This is a genomic window from Flavobacterium gyeonganense (genome assembly GCF_029625295.1).
Classification (GTDB): Bacteria; Bacteroidota; Bacteroidia; order Flavobacteriales; family Flavobacteriaceae; genus Flavobacterium; species Flavobacterium gyeonganense.
The window spans coordinates 1324585-1341021 of the sequence record NZ_CP121112.1 but is presented as its reverse complement, the minus strand read 5'-3'; the positions used below and the strand labels follow the sequence as shown (position 1 = coordinate 1341021).

Below are 16437 nucleotides of genomic sequence, written 5' to 3'. Positions count from 1 at the left end.
AAATATGAAACAAACGACAAATGCAATCGTAATGATTCGGCCTGTTGCTTTCAGAATGAATGAGCAAACGGCTGTGAATAATTATTATCAAAAAGTATTAGACGGACTTCTGCCAAGTACAGTAAATGCAAAAGCACAACAGGAGTTTGATGCTTTTGTAGAAAAACTCAGATCTGTAGGTGTAGATGTGACTGTTATCGAAGATACATTAGAAACAGATACGCCTGATAGTGTTTTTCCAAACAATTGGGTTTCTTTTCATGAAAATGGAGAAGTAGTACTGTATCCCATGTTTGCTGAAAATCGTCGTCAGGAACGCCGGGAAGATATTTTGGACGTTTTAGAAGAAAAAGGTTTCGAGATTACAGATATCATGGACTATACATCTGCTGAAGAAGATGCTGTTTTTCTGGAAGGAACTGGAAGTTTAATATTGGACAGAGCTAACGGAAAAGCATATTGTGCCTTGTCACCACGTGCAGATGAAGAATTGTTTATTGAATTTTGTGAAGATTTTGATTATGCTCCGGTGATTTTTGAAGCTTTTCAAACAGTAAATGGAGAACGAAAACTTATCTATCATACCAATGTAATGATGTGTATAGGTGAAACTTTTGCAGTCATTTGTGCTGATAGTATTGATGATAAAAAAGAGCGCAAAATGGTTTTGGAGAATTTAAAGGCTGATAAAAAAGACATCATTTTAATTACCGAAGCGCAAGTGAATAACTTTGCTGGTAATATGCTGGAAGTACTAGGAACGAATGACAAAAAATATATCGTTATGAGTACATCTGCATACCAGAGTCTGTCGGAAAAACAAATTGCACAATTAGAAAGTCATGCCGAAATTTTAAGTTCAGGTTTAGATGCTATTGAAGCTTGTGGAGGAGGGAGTGCAAGGTGTATGATGGCTGAAGTTTTTTTGCCAAGAAGTTAATTTAAACTTTTCAATAAATAAATTCCAAATTCCAAACTTGTCATAAAGTATGGGATTTGGAATTTTTTATTTAGATGTATCATGAACATCTACATGAGATTTCCTTTTATGATATTAATTATAGAACTAACGATGTATTGAATTCCTATAGCAATTACAATAAAACCAATTATTCTGGAAATAGCGACAATACCTGAAGCTCCTAAAATACGCGCCAAATAGTGTGCACTCTTCAGGATAATAAAAATTGCAATTGAAATTGCCAAAATTGCTAAACTTGAAATAATTATTTCTTCAATTTCGTGATGTTCCTGATAAAAAGCAATTAACAACGAAATAGATCCTGGTCCTGCCAACATCGGAATTGCTAATGGCGTCAACGCAATATCATTTCTCTTTTGAGCATCGTTTTCAATCTTTTTATTAATCCCTCTTTTCTTGCTGATTTTTCCAGATAACAATGAAAATCCTGAATTTAAAATCACTAGCCCGCCGGCAATACGAAGAGCGTCAATACTGATTCCGAAAAAAGTCAGTACATATTGTCCAATAAAGAATGATACGATTAAAATGATGAAAACATTAATAGCGGTCCATAACGAAATTCTAGATCGTTCATTGTTGGTGTCATCATGAGTAAGACCTACAAAAATAGGAACAGTACCAATTGGATTCAAAACAGAGAAAAGGGCAGCGAATAAATAAATGAATAAATCCATAATGTGTTTAGTTGGGAGAGTAAAAGTAATTAAATTTTAAGATTTTACTCTAAAATGATGTTAGGATGTTGTTTTATTCTTCTTTGTGTCTCTAAATGAATAACAAGCGGGAAATTCGGCCTTTTTGATTACTTTTGTACTATATTCAGAAATAATGAAAAATAAAAAAACTTTGGTTCTCGGTGCTACAACAAAACCGGAACGTTATGCTTTTAGAGCAATAAATATGCTTACTCAAAAAGGACATACTGTTTTGGCAATAGGTCAAAATGCCGGAGAAGTTGCGGGAGTAAAGATCCATACTAAAGCCATTCCTGTTACAAATATAGATACAGTCACTTTGTATTTAAATCCGGTTCGTCAGCGTGATTATTATAATTATATTGTGGAGGCACAGCCTAAACGGGTAATTTTTAATCCTGGTACTGAAAATCCTGAGTTATATCAGTTACTTGAGCTTAACAATATCAAAGTCGAAGTTGCCTGTACATTAGTATTATTAGCGACAAATCAATATTAGTTTTTAGAAGCTGTTTCCTGCTGTACACTATATCTTTTGCGCCGAACGCCGGCACAAAAGGATGTCGTTTCCATCAGGGCTAGAAATATTGTCAACCACAACTTTTGGCTTTTACGAGTATTAAAGTTTTAAAAACACTTAATCGTTTAAAGCATTACCTTTGTTTTCATGGAATTTTCATCAAAATTAATAGAAAAAGCAGTCAGCGAAATGTCCCAGTTGCCAGGAATAGGTAAGCGTACGGCCTTGCGTTTGGTTCTTCATCTGTTAAAACAGCCAAAAGAGCAAACAGTTTTTTTGTCTCAGGCATTATTAAATATGCGAGAGGATATTAAATTTTGCGAAAATTGTCATAATATTTCTGATACAAAAGTTTGTGAAATTTGTGCTAATTCAGCAAGAAATCGTCAGACTATTTGTGTTGTTGAAGATATAAGGGATGTAATGGCTATTGAAAATACAGGGCAATATAAAGGGATTTATCATGTTTTAGGAGGTAAGATTTCTCCAATTGAAGGAGTTGGGCCGAGCCAGTTAAATGTAACAACCCTTGTTGAAAAGGTAAAATTGGGTAAAGTTGTTGAGATTATTTTTGCCTTAAGTTCGACTATGGAAGGAGATACTACAAATTTTTATATCTATAAACAAATCGCTGATTCTGATATTATAATTTCTACAATAGCAAGGGGGATTTCAGTAGGAGATGAATTAGAATATGCGGATGAAGTTACGCTTGGAAGAAGTATTTTACAACGTATACCTTTCGAAAAAACATTCAAAAACAATTAGATAAATACAACTTAAGTAAGATTTCCTGATGATTACAGGAATAGTTATATTTGCTTATAAAATTTTAAAAATGACAAAAAACTGTTTTTATTTATTACTAATTAGTGCGCTTTTTACATCATGTATTCCCATAAAAGATTTAGTGTATTTGCAGGATAAAGGGACTGCCGGAAATGAGAATACAGTTTCTGCAGTTGAAGCAAAGCCTTACAGATTACAGGTTAACGATGTTTTAAATGTGGATATTAAAGCTATTGATCCTAAATTAGTTGCTATTTTTAAAGCTTCTGAAAATGAAAATAGTAGCGGAGGTAAATCCGAGTCACAATTATATTTTAACGGTTTTACTGTTGATGATCATGGAAATATAAGAATGCCAATTTTAGGAGAAATAAACGTAATTGGATATACGCTTGAAGAAGTACGCATCAAAATTGAAAAAAAACTACTTGAGGAATATTTCAAAACAGAAGCAAATATATTTGTTACCGTAAAATTATCAGGTTTCAGGTATACTATAAACGGCGAAGTAGGGAGCACAGGAACTAAAATAATATTTAAAGAAAATGTAAATATTATGGAAGCCATTGCAAATGCTGGTGATATTACTACTGTTGGTAATAGAAAAGCGGTTACTATAATACGACAAACGCCTACAGGTGTACAGATGAATGATATTGATCTGACAGATGTAAATGTGATGAAATCTCCTTACTATTATTTGCAGCCTAATGATTATGTTTATGTAAAGCCATTAAGGCAAAAAACTTGGGGAACGGGACAAACCGGTATTCAGTCAATAGGTACTATAATAACTTTATTGTCATTGGCAACAACGGTATATTTGATTATCAAAAATTAAACGGGACTCAAAAGATGTTAGATATAAAAGATTTTTCCATTTTTGAAAATCATACAGGTTTCGATTTTAAAGGCTTTCTTCTCAAAATTTTCGGCTATTGGAAATTGTTTTTAGTAAGCTTAATTATTGCGTTTACCATAGCGTATCAGGTTAATATTCGAAAAGAAAAGATTTACAGTATGAAAACTTTAATTTCGATTAAAGAAGAAAGTAATCCTTTTTTTACTTCCAATACAAGTTTGGTTTTTAACTGGGGAGGTATTTCAGATCAGGTAAGCGGTATTTCTACTATTCTACAATCAAGATCGCACAACGAATTGGTAGTAGATAAATTGCAGTATTATATAGATTATCTTCAAAAAGGGGATTATAACATGGTTGATGTATATGGTTCTGTTCCTTTTTATGTTAATATTGATAAAACAAAACCGCAGTTAGCAGGAACCTTAATTAGCATCAAATTTTTAAGTCCAAATGAATATGAAATCAGAATTCCGTTTGAGAATAATTCGGTTTCACTTTTTACATATGCTGATAACAGTTACAGCAGTACAACTGTTCAACCTATTGAATTTATTAAAAAATATAAAGTTGGAGAACGGGTTGGGTTGCCATTTTTAAACTGGAAACTGGAAATAAATGATAATCCTGGTTTTTATACAGGAAAAGAATATTTTATAAAGTTTAATAATTTTGACGCTACAGTTTCGAACTATAGAGGAATCGGTGTTGAAGCAGATGAAAAGGCTGGTTCAATTTTGACGCTATCGTTACAGGGAACAAATAAAGCAAGAATGGTGGAATATTTAAATTCGACTGTTAAAATGCTGATAAAAAACCAGTTAGATACTAAGAATCTATTTGCTACAAATACCATAAGCTTTATTGATAGTACTCTCGTTGCCATGGAATCTCAATTAAAAGAAACTGGAAATGAGCTTAAATCTTTCAGAAAGGATAAAAATATATATGAGATAGAAGAAGGAGGAGAAAAGGTTTCGGAGAAGATTCTTAATTTTGATGTTGAAAGAGATGCAGTAACCCGTAAAATTGCCTACTACAATTCTTTAAAAGCATATTTGAAAAACAGTAATGATTATTCAAAGTTGCCTGCGCCTTCTGTTGCAGGAATTGAAGATCCTAATATTGTTACAAACGTTTCCAAACTTATTGCATTGTCTGCACAGAGATCTGAAATGTCTTACGCTGTAAAGAGTGATAAAATTTTTAAAGATTTCGATAATCAAATGATTGCGGTGAAAAATGTTTTACTTGAAAACATAGCAACAGCAAAGTCATCTTTACAATATGATTTATCGTTGGTCAACAATAAAATTAGCGAAGCGGAGAGTACTATTAAAAAACTCCCGGAAGAACAGCAAGAATTATTGAAAATCAAAAGAAAATATGATTTAAGTGATAATATTTACGCTACGTTTCTCCAAAAAAGAAATGAAGCCGAGATTGTAAAAGCATCTAATTTATCCGACATACATTTTATAGATAGTGCAAAAGATATTGGTGGAGGTTTGATTGGTCCGAAAACTTCTGTGAATTACGTTTTAGCTTTGTTTTTAGGTATCCTTATACCCTTAATTATTGTTTTTCTGCTTTTTTTTATTAATAATACAATTCAAAATACCGATGATATTAGTACTCAAACACATATTCCATTAATTGGAGTTGTTGGTATCAATAAAGAAAATACCAGTTTAGCAGTTTTTCAGAAACCTAAATCAGCATTATCAGAAGCTTTTAGAGGCATTCGTTCGTCTTTGCAGTTTATGTATAAAAAAAGGCAATTAGACGGAGCAAAAACATTAATGCTTACTTCATCAATCAGTGGGGAAGGAAAGACATTCTGTTCAATTAATATTGCAACTGTTTTTGCACTTAGTGAGAAAAAAACAGTGATTATAGGAATGGATTTAAGAAAGCCCAGATTGGCAGACGAATTCAATTTGGTAAATCAATATGGTGTTGTTAATTATTTGATAAAGCAAAAAACGCTCAATGAAATAGTAAATAAAACTCAGATTCCATATCTTGATGTTATTCTTTCAGGACCAATTCCCCCTAATCCTTCAGAATTAATTATAAGTGAAGTAATGGGCGAATTAATCGATGAGCTTAAAAAAACATATGATTACATAATACTTGATACACCTCCTGTTGGACTTGTTTCTGATTCATTAGAATTGATGCAGTATAGTGATGTGACGCTGTATGTTGTCAGGCAAAATTATTCGAAAAAAGAAATGATCACATTATTAAATAACCGAGTTAAAAGAGGTGAATTAAGTAATGTTAGTATTATTTTGAATGGTTTTGAAAATAAGGCTAAGTATGGATCAGCTTATGGTTATGGATATTATGGTAGTTATGGAACATATTCAAATGGATATCATGAAGAGGAAAAGGAAACAGGTTTTCTTAAAAATATTTTTAAAATATTTAAAAAATAATGATTTAAAGTAGATGGAAACAAACATTCAAAACACTATTTTAATAACGGGTGGGGCTGGTTTTATTGGTTCTAACCTATGTGAACATTTTTTAAATTTAGGACAAAATGTAATCTGCCTAGATAACTTTTCAACAGGACATCGTCATAATTTAAGTAATTTTATGACAAATCCGAGTTTTAAATTAATTGAAGGCGATATAAGAAATATATCTGATTGTAATTTAGCAGTTCAGGGAATAGATTACGTATTGCATCAGGCAGCATTGGGTTCTGTACCAAGGTCTATAAACGATCCTATTACTACTAATGAAGTAAATGTTTCGGGTTTTTTGAATATGTTGGTTGCTGCACGTGATGCTAAAGTAAAACGATTTGTCTATGCAGCAAGTTCTTCTACTTATGGAGACTCTAAAGAAATGCCTAAAGTAGAAGATGTAATCGGGAAGCCATTGTCTCCTTATGCAATCACTAAATATGTAAATGAACTATATGCCGAAATTTTTAGTAAAACATACGGATTAGAAACAATTGGTTTGCGTTATTTTAATGTTTTTGGAAGAAGACAAGATCCAAAAGGTGCGTACGCAGCAGTGATTCCTAAATTTGTAATGCAATTAATGAATTATGAAAGTCCTGTAATTAATGGTGATGGGAATTATTCAAGAGATTTTACGTATATTGATAATGTAATTCAGATGAATGCTCTTGCAATTTTTTCTAATAACGTAGAAGCAGTTAATACGGTTTATAATACGGCATTTGGAGAAAGAAATACTTTGAACGATTTAGTTGGATACTTGAAAAAATATTTAGGAGAATTTGATTCAAAAATTGTAGATGTGCCAATTATTTATGGTGAAAACCGAGTTGGAGACATTCCACATTCGTTAGCAAGTATAGAAAAAGCAAAAATGATTTTAGGATATAATCCTGAATATTCACTTGAAGAGGGATTAAAAGAAGCAGTTAGTTGGTATTGGAATAATTTAAAATAGAAGTTTAATAATAGTAAAATATGAAAATAACAAAAATTTGTTGTATCGGAGCAGGTTACGTGGGGGGGCCAACTATGGCAGTAATTGCCCAAAAATGCCCACATATTAAAGTAACTGTAGTAGATTTGAATGAACAAAGGATCAAAGACTGGAATGATCCAAATACTGACAATATTCCAATTTATGAACCGGGTCTTTCTGAAGTTGTAGCTGAAGCGAGAGGTAGAAATCTCTTCTTTTCTACCGATGTAGATATGGCTATAGATGAAGCAGAAGTTGTTTTTATATCAGTGAATACGCCAACCAAAACTTATGGAAAAGGTAAAGGGATGGCTGCTGATCTGAAATATATAGAATTATGTGCAAGGCAAATAGCTAGAGTTTCTAAAAATAATAAAATAGTAGTAGAAAAATCAACTTTGCCTGTTCGTACTGCAGAAGCTATAAAAAGTATTTTGGATAATACTGGAAATGGTGTGCAATTTCAGATTCTTTCTAATCCCGAATTTTTAGCAGAAGGTACTGCTGTTACTGATTTGTTAAGTCCGGATAGAATTCTAATAGGAGGAGATTCAACTCCTGGGGGAGATGTTGCTATTAATGCTTTAGTTGATGTTTATGCTAATTGGGTAAGCCGGGATAAAATTTTAACAACTAATGTTTGGTCATCTGAATTGTCTAAACTTACAGCAAATGCTTTTTTAGCTCAGCGTATTTCATCAATCAATGCAATGTCTGAAGTTTGTGAAAAGACAGGTGCAGATGTAAATGAAGTGGCTCGTGCTATTGGTATGGATAGCCGTATTGGTGCTAAATTTTTAAAGGCTTCAGTAGGATTTGGAGGTTCTTGTTTTCAAAAAGATATTCTGAATTTGGTTTATATCGCAAAATCTTATGGATTAAACGAAGTTGCTGATTACTGGGAACAGGTTATTATTATGAATGATTATCAAAAAAGAAGATTTTCAAATAAAATTGTTCAGACTTTATACAATACTGTAGCTGATAAAAAGATAACTTTTTTAGGCTGGGCATTTAAAAAAGACACAAATGACACTCGCGAATCTGCTGCAATATATGTTGCCGATGATTTGATTAATGAACAGGCTAAAATCTCAGTTTATGATCCAAAGGTACCGAAGAATAAAATTTTAAGTGATTTAGATTATTTAGGCACAAGAAACTCTTCAGAAAATATAGATGCTATTCTTACATTTGAAGATCCTTATGAAGCATGCAGTGAAGCGCATGCAATTGCAATTCTTACCGAATGGGATGAGTTTACTAAATATGATTGGCAAAGAATATATGATTCGATGAAAAAACCAGCTTTTGTTTTTGACGGAAGAAATATTTTAAATGCAAAAGAATTAAAGTCAATAGGGTTTATTTACAATGCGATAGGCTCTTAAAAAAATAATATGAATTGGTATGTTGTTTATACGAAACCTAAATGGGAGAAAAAAGTAGCAGAAAAATTAAATGAGATAGATATTGAATGCTATTGTCCATTGATTACTCAAATAAAACAATGGTCTGATAGAAAAAAAATTGAAGTTCCTCTTTTTAATTCGTATGTTTTTGTTAAATTGACAGACTTAGATCGAAATTCTGTTTTTCAGGTTGCAGGAGTTGTTCGTTATTTATTTTGGTTGGGTAAACCTGCGATTGTTCGAAATGAAGAAATTTTAACGATTAAACAAAGTCTTTCAAATAACAATATTTCCAATATTTCTGTCGTGCCTTACAAAAAGGGAGATAAAGTGAAATTAGAAACAGGTGTTTTTAGTAGTCAAAATGCAATTGTTCAAGAGGTGACAAATACATATTGTATTGTTGTATTGGAATCTTTAGGATGCATTTTAAAAATTAAATATACATGAAACGTTGTCTATTTTAGAAATTCATTTTTGTTTACAGATTTTTATTATTTAGAAAATAAAGAAAAATTAAAAAAGTAAAAAAACACTAAACTTAGTGATTTTTTACTTTTTTTTCGTAAGAATTTTTTTTATTTGTTGGGTAATAGACTTTTAGCATTTATTTTATTATTAGCTTGAGTATAAGATTTTTTGAGGGTTGATAAAATTGACTTATTGTACTATATTTGCTGAAATTTGAATTCTCCATATTCATATCACATATGTGACTTTGAAATGCGAAGCTGTGCAATGTGATAAACGAAATCAAGGAAAAATATGAATAATAACGTAAAAATAGCCGTTATTGGATTAGGTTATGTAGGTTTGCCTTTGGCTCGTTTATTTGCTACTCAATATCCAGTAGTTGGCTTTGATATTAATGAATCAAGAATTGTAAGTTTAAAACAAGGAGTTGATACGACATTGGAAGTTGAAGATGCTGTTTTACAAAATGTATTAATTAGCACGCCAAATGATAAAAAAGGACTATATTGTACTTCAGATATAGCTAATATCGTTGATTGTAACTATTTTATAATAACAGTTCCAACACCAGTTGATAAGAATAATCGCCCAGATTTAACTCCACTGTATAAAGCGAGTGAGGCAGTAGGTAAGGTATTAAAGGCTGGAGATATAGTAATTTATGAATCTACTGTTTATCCTGGCGTAACAGAGGAGCAATGTGTGCCTGTTTTGGAAAAAACATCTGGGTTAAAATTTAATATAGATTTTTTTGCCGGATATTCTCCTGAAAGGATTAATCCAGGGGATAAAGAACATACGGTAGAGAAAATTCTGAAAATTACATCAGGATCTACTGCCGAAACAGGTTTGAAAGTTGATAAGCTTTATAAATCGGTTATTACTGCAGGTACTTACCTTGCTCCAACAATAAAAGTGGCAGAAGCTGCTAAGGTTATTGAAAATTCTCAGCGTGATATTAATATTGCCTTTGTTAATGAACTTGCCAAAATATTTAATCTAATGAATATTGACACACAAGAGGTATTAGCAGCTGCAGCAACTAAGTGGAATTTTCTTCCTTTTAAACCCGGTTTAGTTGGTGGGCATTGCATAGGTGTTGACCCTTATTATTTGGCTCAGCGAGCACAAGAATTTGGATATCATCCTGAAATAATTTTAGCAGGACGCCGTTTAAATGACAGTATGGGTGAATACATAGCATCTCAGGTAGTAAAATTAATGATAAAAAAAGGTATTTCAGTAAATCATGCCGAGCTGTTAATGTTAGGAGTAACTTTTAAAGAGAACTGTCCTGATGTTCGAAATACTAAAATTGTTGACGTTATAAGAGCATTAAAAGAATATGGAATTTCCGTTACAATATATGATCCCTTAGCAAATACTGAAGAGGTTGAAAAAGAATACAGACTAAAGACTACCAATGTTTTGCCAAAAGACAAATTTGATGCTATAGTTTTAGGAGTTGCACATTCAGAATTTTTAAAGATAAATTTTCTGGAAATTCAAAAAGCAAACAGTTTAATATATGATGTAAAAGGAGTTTTAGGAACTATAGCAGATAATAGATTATAGTTTTGAACTCTTTTTTTATTTAGATAAATTATGGACGAAAATAATTTAATTACACATGTTATTCTAACCGGAGGTGTAGGTAGCAGATTATGGCCTCTTTCCCGTAAAAGCCAGCCTAAACAATATTTGGAAATATTTGAAGGAAAATCTTTATTTGAAATGACTGTTGAACGAAACAGTTACTTAGCAAATAAGGTAATGGTGATTGGGAATGTTGATAATCATCATTTAAGCGGTAATGTAATGGAGAAATCTAAAACTTCATATATCAATATCGTTGAAGCTACTCCCAGAAATACTGCTGCAGCAATTGCATTTGCAGCTTTTGCCTCTAATCCGGATGATATATTAATAGTCACTCCGTCCGATCATATTATTGATAAAATGGAGGATTATACTAATGCCATAAATCAGGCGATTTTAAAAGCTAAGGAAGGTTTTATTGTAACCTTTGGTATCATTCCAACCAAACCAGAAACGGGTTACGGATATATTGAGTCAAAAGGGGATAAAGTGATTTCATTTAGAGAAAAACCAAATGAAACAACTGCTAAAGATTTTATTGCAAAAGGTAATTTTTTATGGAATAGTGGAATGTTTTGCTTTAAAGCTAGTGTACTTTTGGATGAATTAAAACAATTTCAGCCTGAGGTCTTTGAAAAATCCAAAGTAGTTTGGGAATCAAGTAAAGAAGGGTTTTTAGATTTAGATGCATCTTTGGAAATCCCATCAATTAGTATAGATTATGCTGTCATGGAGCGCAGTAAAAAAATTAAAGTTGTTCCGGCATCTTTCTCCTGGTCAGATTTAGGTTCTTTTGAATCAGTTTATGACTATCTGGTTTCAAAAGGACATTCTGTTGATAAAAATGGTAACATGGTTATTGGATGTGATAAACATACAACTTTTCTGGGATTAAAGAATACGATTTTTGTTTATACAGAAACAGCTAATTTGATTCTGCAAAAAGAAAATTCTCAGGATGTAAAAGATATATATAGTGCGCTAGAAAAGCAAAACTCAGAATTATTAAATTAAATGAAAAAAATTCTTATAACGGGCGGTGCTGGTTTTATTGGTTCACACGTGGTCAGACGTTTTGTAAATAAATATCCAGAATATCAAATTTACAATTTAGATGCTTTAACTTATGCTGGGAATCTGGAAAACATTAAAGATATAGAAAACAAACCTAATTATAATTTTATAAAAGGAGATATTGTTGATGAAGTTTTTATTAATGAACTTTTTTCAATTCATAATTTTGAAGGCGTACTTCACTTGGCGGCAGAATCTCATGTTGACAGATCAATCGAAGACCCATTGGCATTTGTGAAGACAAATGTTATTGGAACTATGAATCTGCTTAACGCTGCTAAAAAGCAATGGAAAGATAATTTTGATGGGAAGAGATTTTATCATATCAGTACAGATGAAGTTTATGGTTCTCTAGGGAATGAAGGGCTTTTTACAGAAACTACTGCGTATGACCCTAATTCTCCATATTCAGCATCAAAAGCAAGTTCAGACCATTTTGTAAGGGCTTATGGGGAAACATACGGCTTGCCTTATGTTTTAACAAACTGTTCAAATAATTATGGGTCCTATCACTTCCCTGAAAAACTAATTCCGCTTTTTATTAATAATATTATTAATAATAAACCATTGCCTGTTTATGGAGATGGAAATTATACTCGTGACTGGCTCTTTGTTGAGGATCATGCTATTGCAATTGATTTAGTTTTTCATGAAGGAAAAAATCATGAAACTTATAATATCGGAGGTTTTAATGAATGGAAAAATATTGATTTGGTTAAATTATTATGCCAGATTATGGATGAAAAATTAGGAAGGGAAAAAGGTAAATCTGAAGAATTAATTACTTATGTAAAAGATAGGCCGGGTCATGATCTCCGTTATGCAATTGACGCCTCTAAAATTAATAAAGAACTTGGATGGAAGCCCTCTGTGACTTTTGAAGAAGGCTTAGAAAGAACTATTAATTGGTATTTGAATAATGAAGAATGGTTAAAAAACGTTACTTCTGGTTCCTATAAAGATTATTATAAAAAACAATATTCATAAAACAATTGCTGATTGAATTTTTATCAAAATCAAAACATTATTAAAATATGAAAAATGTAACTGTTCTTCTTTTATTGTTTTTTACTTTTTTTCTTTTCAGTTAAACGCTCAGGACTTAATGAAATCAAGTGATTTGAGTACTGTAAAAGTAGATTATTTGTCTGATAGTGATATTGCTAAAATACGAACTCAACTGAAAAGTAACAATATGACAATTGAAGAGGCTGAACCGATGATACTATCAAAAGGTATGAGTGCAGCTGAATTTTCTAAGTTAAAAGTAAGGGTAAATGAAGGTATGGTTACAAGTACTTTGAATAAAAAAGAGGAAGAAAAAAAGAGTACTACAAATAAAAAAGATTCAGGACGTACTCAGGAAAAAATTGTAAATAATAAAGTTAAAGATTCTGTTAATGCTTTAATTTTTGGTTCTGAATTATTTGATAATCCCACTTTAAATTTTGAGCCAGATTCTAATCTCGCTACTCCGATGAATTATGTTTTAGGTCCAGGAGATGAGCTTCAGGTAAGTGTTTACGGTGTGCAGGAATATAATGCCAGCATACCGGTAAGTGTTGAAGGAAAAATTACTATTCAGTATGTTGGTCAAATTTCTGTGGCCGGAATATCAATTGAAGCCGCAACACAAAAAATCAAAGCCGCAATAGCAAGGGTTTATAGCACAGTAAGATCTGGTCAGTCTCAGGTAAGTGTAAGTTTAAGCAGAATCAGAACTATCAAAATAACTATTGTAGGAGGTAAGCAACCTGGAAATTATTCGATCTCATCTCTGGCAACAGTTTACAATGCATTACATTTAGCAGGAGGTCCAGGGAAAAATGGCAGTTACAGAAATATCGAATTAATAAGAAATAATAAAGTTTATAAAAACATTGATATTTATCGTTTTTTAGTCAAAGGAGATCAGTCTGATAATGTTTCTTTAAAAGAAAACGACGTAATACGAATTCCGGTTTATACTCAAAGGGTGACTGTAGAAGGTGAAGTTAAAAGACCTGGGATTTTTGAGATGAAAAAAGGGGAAAAATTCTCTGATTTATTAAATTTTGCTTCAGGATTTAATGAATTTGCATATACGGCATCAGTAAATGTTTTACAGAAGACAGGAAAAGAATTTAAGGTTCATGATATTAATCAAAGCGAATTTTCTACATACATACCTCAATCAGGAGACGTATTCAGAATTACTAAAATTCTAAACAGGTTCGAAAATCGTATAAAAATAGAAGGAGCCGTCTTTAGACCGGATTATTATTCTTATAATGCAGGAATGAGAGTTTCGGATATAATAGCCAGGGCAGAAGGGCTTAAAGAAGATGCTTATACTAAAAGAGCTAGAATTATTCGTTTAAAGTCTGACTTAACAACCGAAATAGTAAATGTAAATTTAGAAAATGCTTTAGCCGGAGATCTGAATGCCAATATCGAATTAAAAGAGAAGACGAAGTAACAGTATATTCAATTTTAGATTTTAGAGAAGAATATAAAGTTACAATTGATGGCGAAGTTAAAAATCCGGGCGAATATCCATTTTATGATAATCTGACATTAAATGATTTAGTAGCTCAGGTTGGAGGTTTAACAGGTTCTGCTTCAAAAAGAGTAGAAATAGCCAGAATGATTAAATCTGACGAAATTGACGATGCTAATCCAAAACGCATAGAATTGGTAGAATTAGAAATTACTGCGGATAATAATGAACAGGTTAAAAACTTTGTATTAAAACCTTTTGATGTTATTAATATTCGAAGAATGGCAGTTTATGAAAAACCACAAATGGTAACAATTAGTGGAGCAGTTTCTTATCCGGGTAAATACGTATTAGCAAACAAAAAAGAATCTGTTTACAATATAGTGATGCGCGCTGGTGGATTAACTTCTGTTGCTAATTTAGAAGGGATGAAAATTAAAAGACCTATTAAGCAAGAACAAATTGATCAAATAGAAAGAGTTGATCTGAACCTGGCTAAAAATGATACCTTAAAGGAAGATCTTGCAAAAAAATTAAAAGAGGAGTTGAAATATGTTACCATTCCTGTAGATTGGAAAAAAATTATGAAAGATAAAGATCATTATTCTAATGTGACTTTATTTCCAGATGATGAAATAGAAATTTCGATATTGAATGAAGGGGTTAAAGTTACGGGAAGTGTTTTACTTAATTCCGAAATCCCTTATCGAAATGGCAAAGGGTTTAGATATTATATAAATGCAGTTGGGGGTGTTGATAATAAAGGATGGAAGAAAAAAGCTTATATTATTTATCCTAATGGGAAAGCTGCAGTGACAGGGTCATTTCTATTCTTTAGATCATACCCTAAAGTAGCACCGGATTCCCAGATTGTAGTTCCTGAAAAGCCGGAAACTAAAAAAATATCTACGGGAGAATGGGTTAGCATAGGAAGTGTAATTACTAGTTTAGCATTATTAATTGTTACTGCTTTTAAATAATTAATTTTTTATGGAAAATAGTTTACCAGTTAAAAAGGATGAAGTTTCATTGAAAGAATTATTAGTGACATTAAAAGAATGGTGGTGCTATTTAGTTTCGCAATGGAAAATTATTTTAATTGCTGCTATAATTGGTGCCGGTTTGGGATTGACTTATTCAGTTATTAAAAAGCCTGTTTATACAGCTACTTTGTCTTTTGCATTAGAAGATGAGAAATCAACGGGATTAGGAGGAGCGTTAGGCTTAGCAAGTTCATTTGGGTTAGATATTGGAGGAACAGGAGGAAGTGTTTTTTCGGATTCTAATTTAGCGGAATTATTTAAATCCCGGAGCATGGTAGAAAATACATTATTGACATCTGTTTTAGTTGATGGAAAAAACATTTCTTTGGCAGAAATGTACATTCAAAATGAAAATTGGCGAGAAAATTGGAAAGATGAACCTAAGATTAAAGATATTCAATTTTTGCCTATCATTAATCGTAAAGGTTTTACTCGAGTTCATGATAGTATTTTAGGTGAAATTTATAGAGATTTATCAAAAAAAATTGTTTGTTTCTAAAAAAGATAAAAAAATAGATATCATTAGTATGGATGTACTTTCTACAAATGAACTATTTGCCAAGTATTTTTGTGAGGCTCTTGCGAGACAAGTAGGGCAATTTTATATAACAACTAAAACTAAGAAGGCAAGAAGCAATATGAATATTTTGCAGAGACAAACAGACTCTATTCGCAGTGCATTAAATAGTGCAATTTCAGGAGTAGCGGTGGCTAATGACAGAACATTTAATTTGAATCCTGCACTAAATGTTAAACGTTCTCCTTCTATAAGAAGACAAGTTGATGTTCAGGCTAATACAGCTATTTTAACAGAGTTAGTTAAACAAACTGAATTAGCTAAAGTGGCTTTAAGAAAAGAAACACCATTGATTCAGGTAATTGACAGGCCTATTTTACCTCTAATGAATGATAAGTTTGGAAAGTTTAAAGGAATTGTTTTTGGTTTGATTTTAGCTGTTTTTTTTGCTACATTAATTTTAGTTTTTAAAAGAATAATAACAAAATCCATAATTAATTCTTAAATAATTTTAAGATAATCAATA

14 protein-coding genes and 1 pseudogene are annotated in these 16437 nt (G+C 31.7%); 14 read left to right on the top strand and 1 reads right to left on the bottom strand.

Annotated features, from left to right (window positions below; translation table 11 throughout):
* The first annotated feature begins 4 nt into the window (after window positions 1-4).
* Window positions 5-940 carry a citrulline utilization hydrolase CtlX gene (ctlX, locus tag P5P89_RS05840; RefSeq protein ID WP_278011138.1) on the top strand — a complete coding sequence of 312 codons (936 nt, stop codon included), beginning with the start codon at window positions 5-7 and terminating at the stop codon, window positions 938-940.
* 89 nt (window positions 941-1029) lie between these two features.
* Here ctlX and P5P89_RS05835 read toward each other — a convergent pair whose 3' ends face one another.
* The gene (locus P5P89_RS05835; protein ID WP_278011137.1) at window positions 1030-1659 is read right to left on the bottom strand and encodes a MarC family NAAT transporter; all 630 of its coding nucleotides are present in this window, start codon (window positions 1657-1659) and stop codon (window positions 1030-1032) included.
* A 154-nt stretch (window positions 1660-1813) separates the two neighbouring features.
* Between P5P89_RS05835 and P5P89_RS05830 the strand changes: the two genes are divergently transcribed.
* The 13 genes and pseudogenes from P5P89_RS05830 to P5P89_RS05765 all read left to right on the top strand — a co-directional run bounded on the left by P5P89_RS05830 (window position 1814) and on the right by P5P89_RS05765 (window position 16416).
* On the top strand, window positions 1814-2179 hold the full coding sequence (locus tag P5P89_RS05830; RefSeq protein ID WP_223680091.1) for a CoA-binding protein: 366 nt from the start codon (window positions 1814-1816) through the stop codon (window positions 2177-2179).
* Window positions 2180-2347: 168 nt separating this feature from the next.
* Window positions 2348-2968 (top strand): recombination mediator RecR, encoded by a 621-nt coding sequence (gene recR / locus P5P89_RS05825; protein WP_278011136.1) that lies wholly within the window; start codon window positions 2348-2350, stop codon window positions 2966-2968.
* Between the two features lie 70 nt (window positions 2969-3038).
* Window positions 3039-3830, top strand: coding sequence for a polysaccharide biosynthesis/export family protein (locus tag P5P89_RS05820; RefSeq protein WP_278011135.1), 792 nt, complete (start codon window positions 3039-3041; stop codon window positions 3828-3830).
* Window positions 3831-3844: 14 nt separating this feature from the next.
* Entirely contained in the window at window positions 3845-6295 is a 2451-nt protein-coding gene (locus tag P5P89_RS05815) for an exopolysaccharide transport family protein (protein ID WP_278011134.1), read from the top strand.
* A gap of 13 nt (window positions 6296-6308) precedes the next feature.
* The gene (locus tag P5P89_RS05810) at window positions 6309-7292 is read left to right on the top strand and encodes an SDR family oxidoreductase (protein WP_278011133.1); all 984 of its coding nucleotides are present in this window, start codon (window positions 6309-6311) and stop codon (window positions 7290-7292) included.
* A 20-nt stretch (window positions 7293-7312) separates the two neighbouring features.
* Window positions 7313-8704: a UDP-glucose 6-dehydrogenase gene (locus tag P5P89_RS05805; RefSeq protein ID WP_278011132.1), complete on the top strand. Its 1392-nt coding sequence runs from the start codon at window positions 7313-7315 to the stop codon at window positions 8702-8704.
* A 9-nt stretch (window positions 8705-8713) separates the two neighbouring features.
* Window positions 8714-9175, top strand: coding sequence for a UpxY family transcription antiterminator (locus P5P89_RS05800; protein WP_278011131.1), 462 nt, complete (start codon window positions 8714-8716; stop codon window positions 9173-9175).
* A gap of 315 nt (window positions 9176-9490) precedes the next feature.
* Window positions 9491-10774, top strand: coding sequence for a nucleotide sugar dehydrogenase (locus P5P89_RS05795; RefSeq protein ID WP_278011130.1), 1284 nt, complete (start codon window positions 9491-9493; stop codon window positions 10772-10774).
* A 30-nt stretch (window positions 10775-10804) separates the two neighbouring features.
* Window positions 10805-11812: a mannose-1-phosphate guanylyltransferase gene (locus P5P89_RS05790; protein ID WP_278011129.1), complete on the top strand. Its 1008-nt coding sequence runs from the start codon at window positions 10805-10807 to the stop codon at window positions 11810-11812.
* Window positions 11813-12859 carry a dTDP-glucose 4,6-dehydratase gene (gene rfbB, locus P5P89_RS05785; protein WP_278011128.1) on the top strand — a complete coding sequence of 349 codons (1047 nt, stop codon included), beginning with the start codon at window positions 11813-11815 and terminating at the stop codon, window positions 12857-12859.
* Between the two features lie 47 nt (window positions 12860-12906).
* Window positions 12907-15331: pseudogene (locus tag P5P89_RS21770) on the top strand (SLBB domain-containing protein).
* 10 nt (window positions 15332-15341) lie between these two features.
* Window positions 15342-15893, top strand: a complete 552-nt coding sequence (locus P5P89_RS05770) for a Wzz/FepE/Etk N-terminal domain-containing protein (RefSeq protein ID WP_278011125.1) — start codon at window positions 15342-15344, stop codon at window positions 15891-15893.
* Window positions 15850-16416, top strand: coding sequence for a hypothetical protein (locus tag P5P89_RS05765; RefSeq protein ID WP_278011124.1), 567 nt, complete (start codon window positions 15850-15852; stop codon window positions 16414-16416). Before P5P89_RS05770 ends, P5P89_RS05765 begins: the two co-directional genes overlap by 44 nt.
* The last annotated feature ends 21 nt before the right edge of the window (window positions 16417-16437 follow it).

What these genes read in the sequence shown, in the direction of transcription:
- P5P89_RS05770 (WP_278011125.1), top strand. Translation starts at nt 15,342, where the DNA reads ATGGAAAATAGTTTACCAGTTAAAAAGGATGAAGTTTCATTGAAAGAA.
- recR (WP_278011136.1), top strand. Translation starts at nt 2,348, where the DNA reads ATGGAATTTTCATCAAAATTAATAGAAAAAGCAGTCAGCGAAATGTCC.
- ctlX (WP_278011138.1), top strand. Translation starts at nt 5, where the DNA reads ATGAAACAAACGACAAATGCAATCGTAATGATTCGGCCTGTTGCTTTC.
- P5P89_RS05805 (WP_278011132.1), top strand. Translation starts at nt 7,313, where the DNA reads ATGAAAATAACAAAAATTTGTTGTATCGGAGCAGGTTACGTGGGGGGG.
- P5P89_RS05790 (WP_278011129.1), top strand. Translation starts at nt 10,805, where the DNA reads ATGGACGAAAATAATTTAATTACACATGTTATTCTAACCGGAGGTGTA.
- P5P89_RS05815 (WP_278011134.1), top strand. Translation starts at nt 3,845, where the DNA reads ATGTTAGATATAAAAGATTTTTCCATTTTTGAAAATCATACAGGTTTC.
- P5P89_RS05795 (WP_278011130.1), top strand. Translation starts at nt 9,491, where the DNA reads ATGAATAATAACGTAAAAATAGCCGTTATTGGATTAGGTTATGTAGGT.
- P5P89_RS05835 (WP_278011137.1), bottom strand. Translation starts at nt 1,659, where the DNA reads ATGGATTTATTCATTTATTTATTCGCTGCCCTTTTCTCTGTTTTGAAT.
- P5P89_RS05830 (WP_223680091.1), top strand. Translation starts at nt 1,814, where the DNA reads ATGAAAAATAAAAAAACTTTGGTTCTCGGTGCTACAACAAAACCGGAA.
- rfbB (WP_278011128.1), top strand. Translation starts at nt 11,813, where the DNA reads ATGAAAAAAATTCTTATAACGGGCGGTGCTGGTTTTATTGGTTCACAC.
- P5P89_RS05800 (WP_278011131.1), top strand. Translation starts at nt 8,714, where the DNA reads ATGAATTGGTATGTTGTTTATACGAAACCTAAATGGGAGAAAAAAGTA.
- P5P89_RS05820 (WP_278011135.1), top strand. Translation starts at nt 3,039, where the DNA reads ATGACAAAAAACTGTTTTTATTTATTACTAATTAGTGCGCTTTTTACA.
- P5P89_RS05810 (WP_278011133.1), top strand. Translation starts at nt 6,309, where the DNA reads ATGGAAACAAACATTCAAAACACTATTTTAATAACGGGTGGGGCTGGT.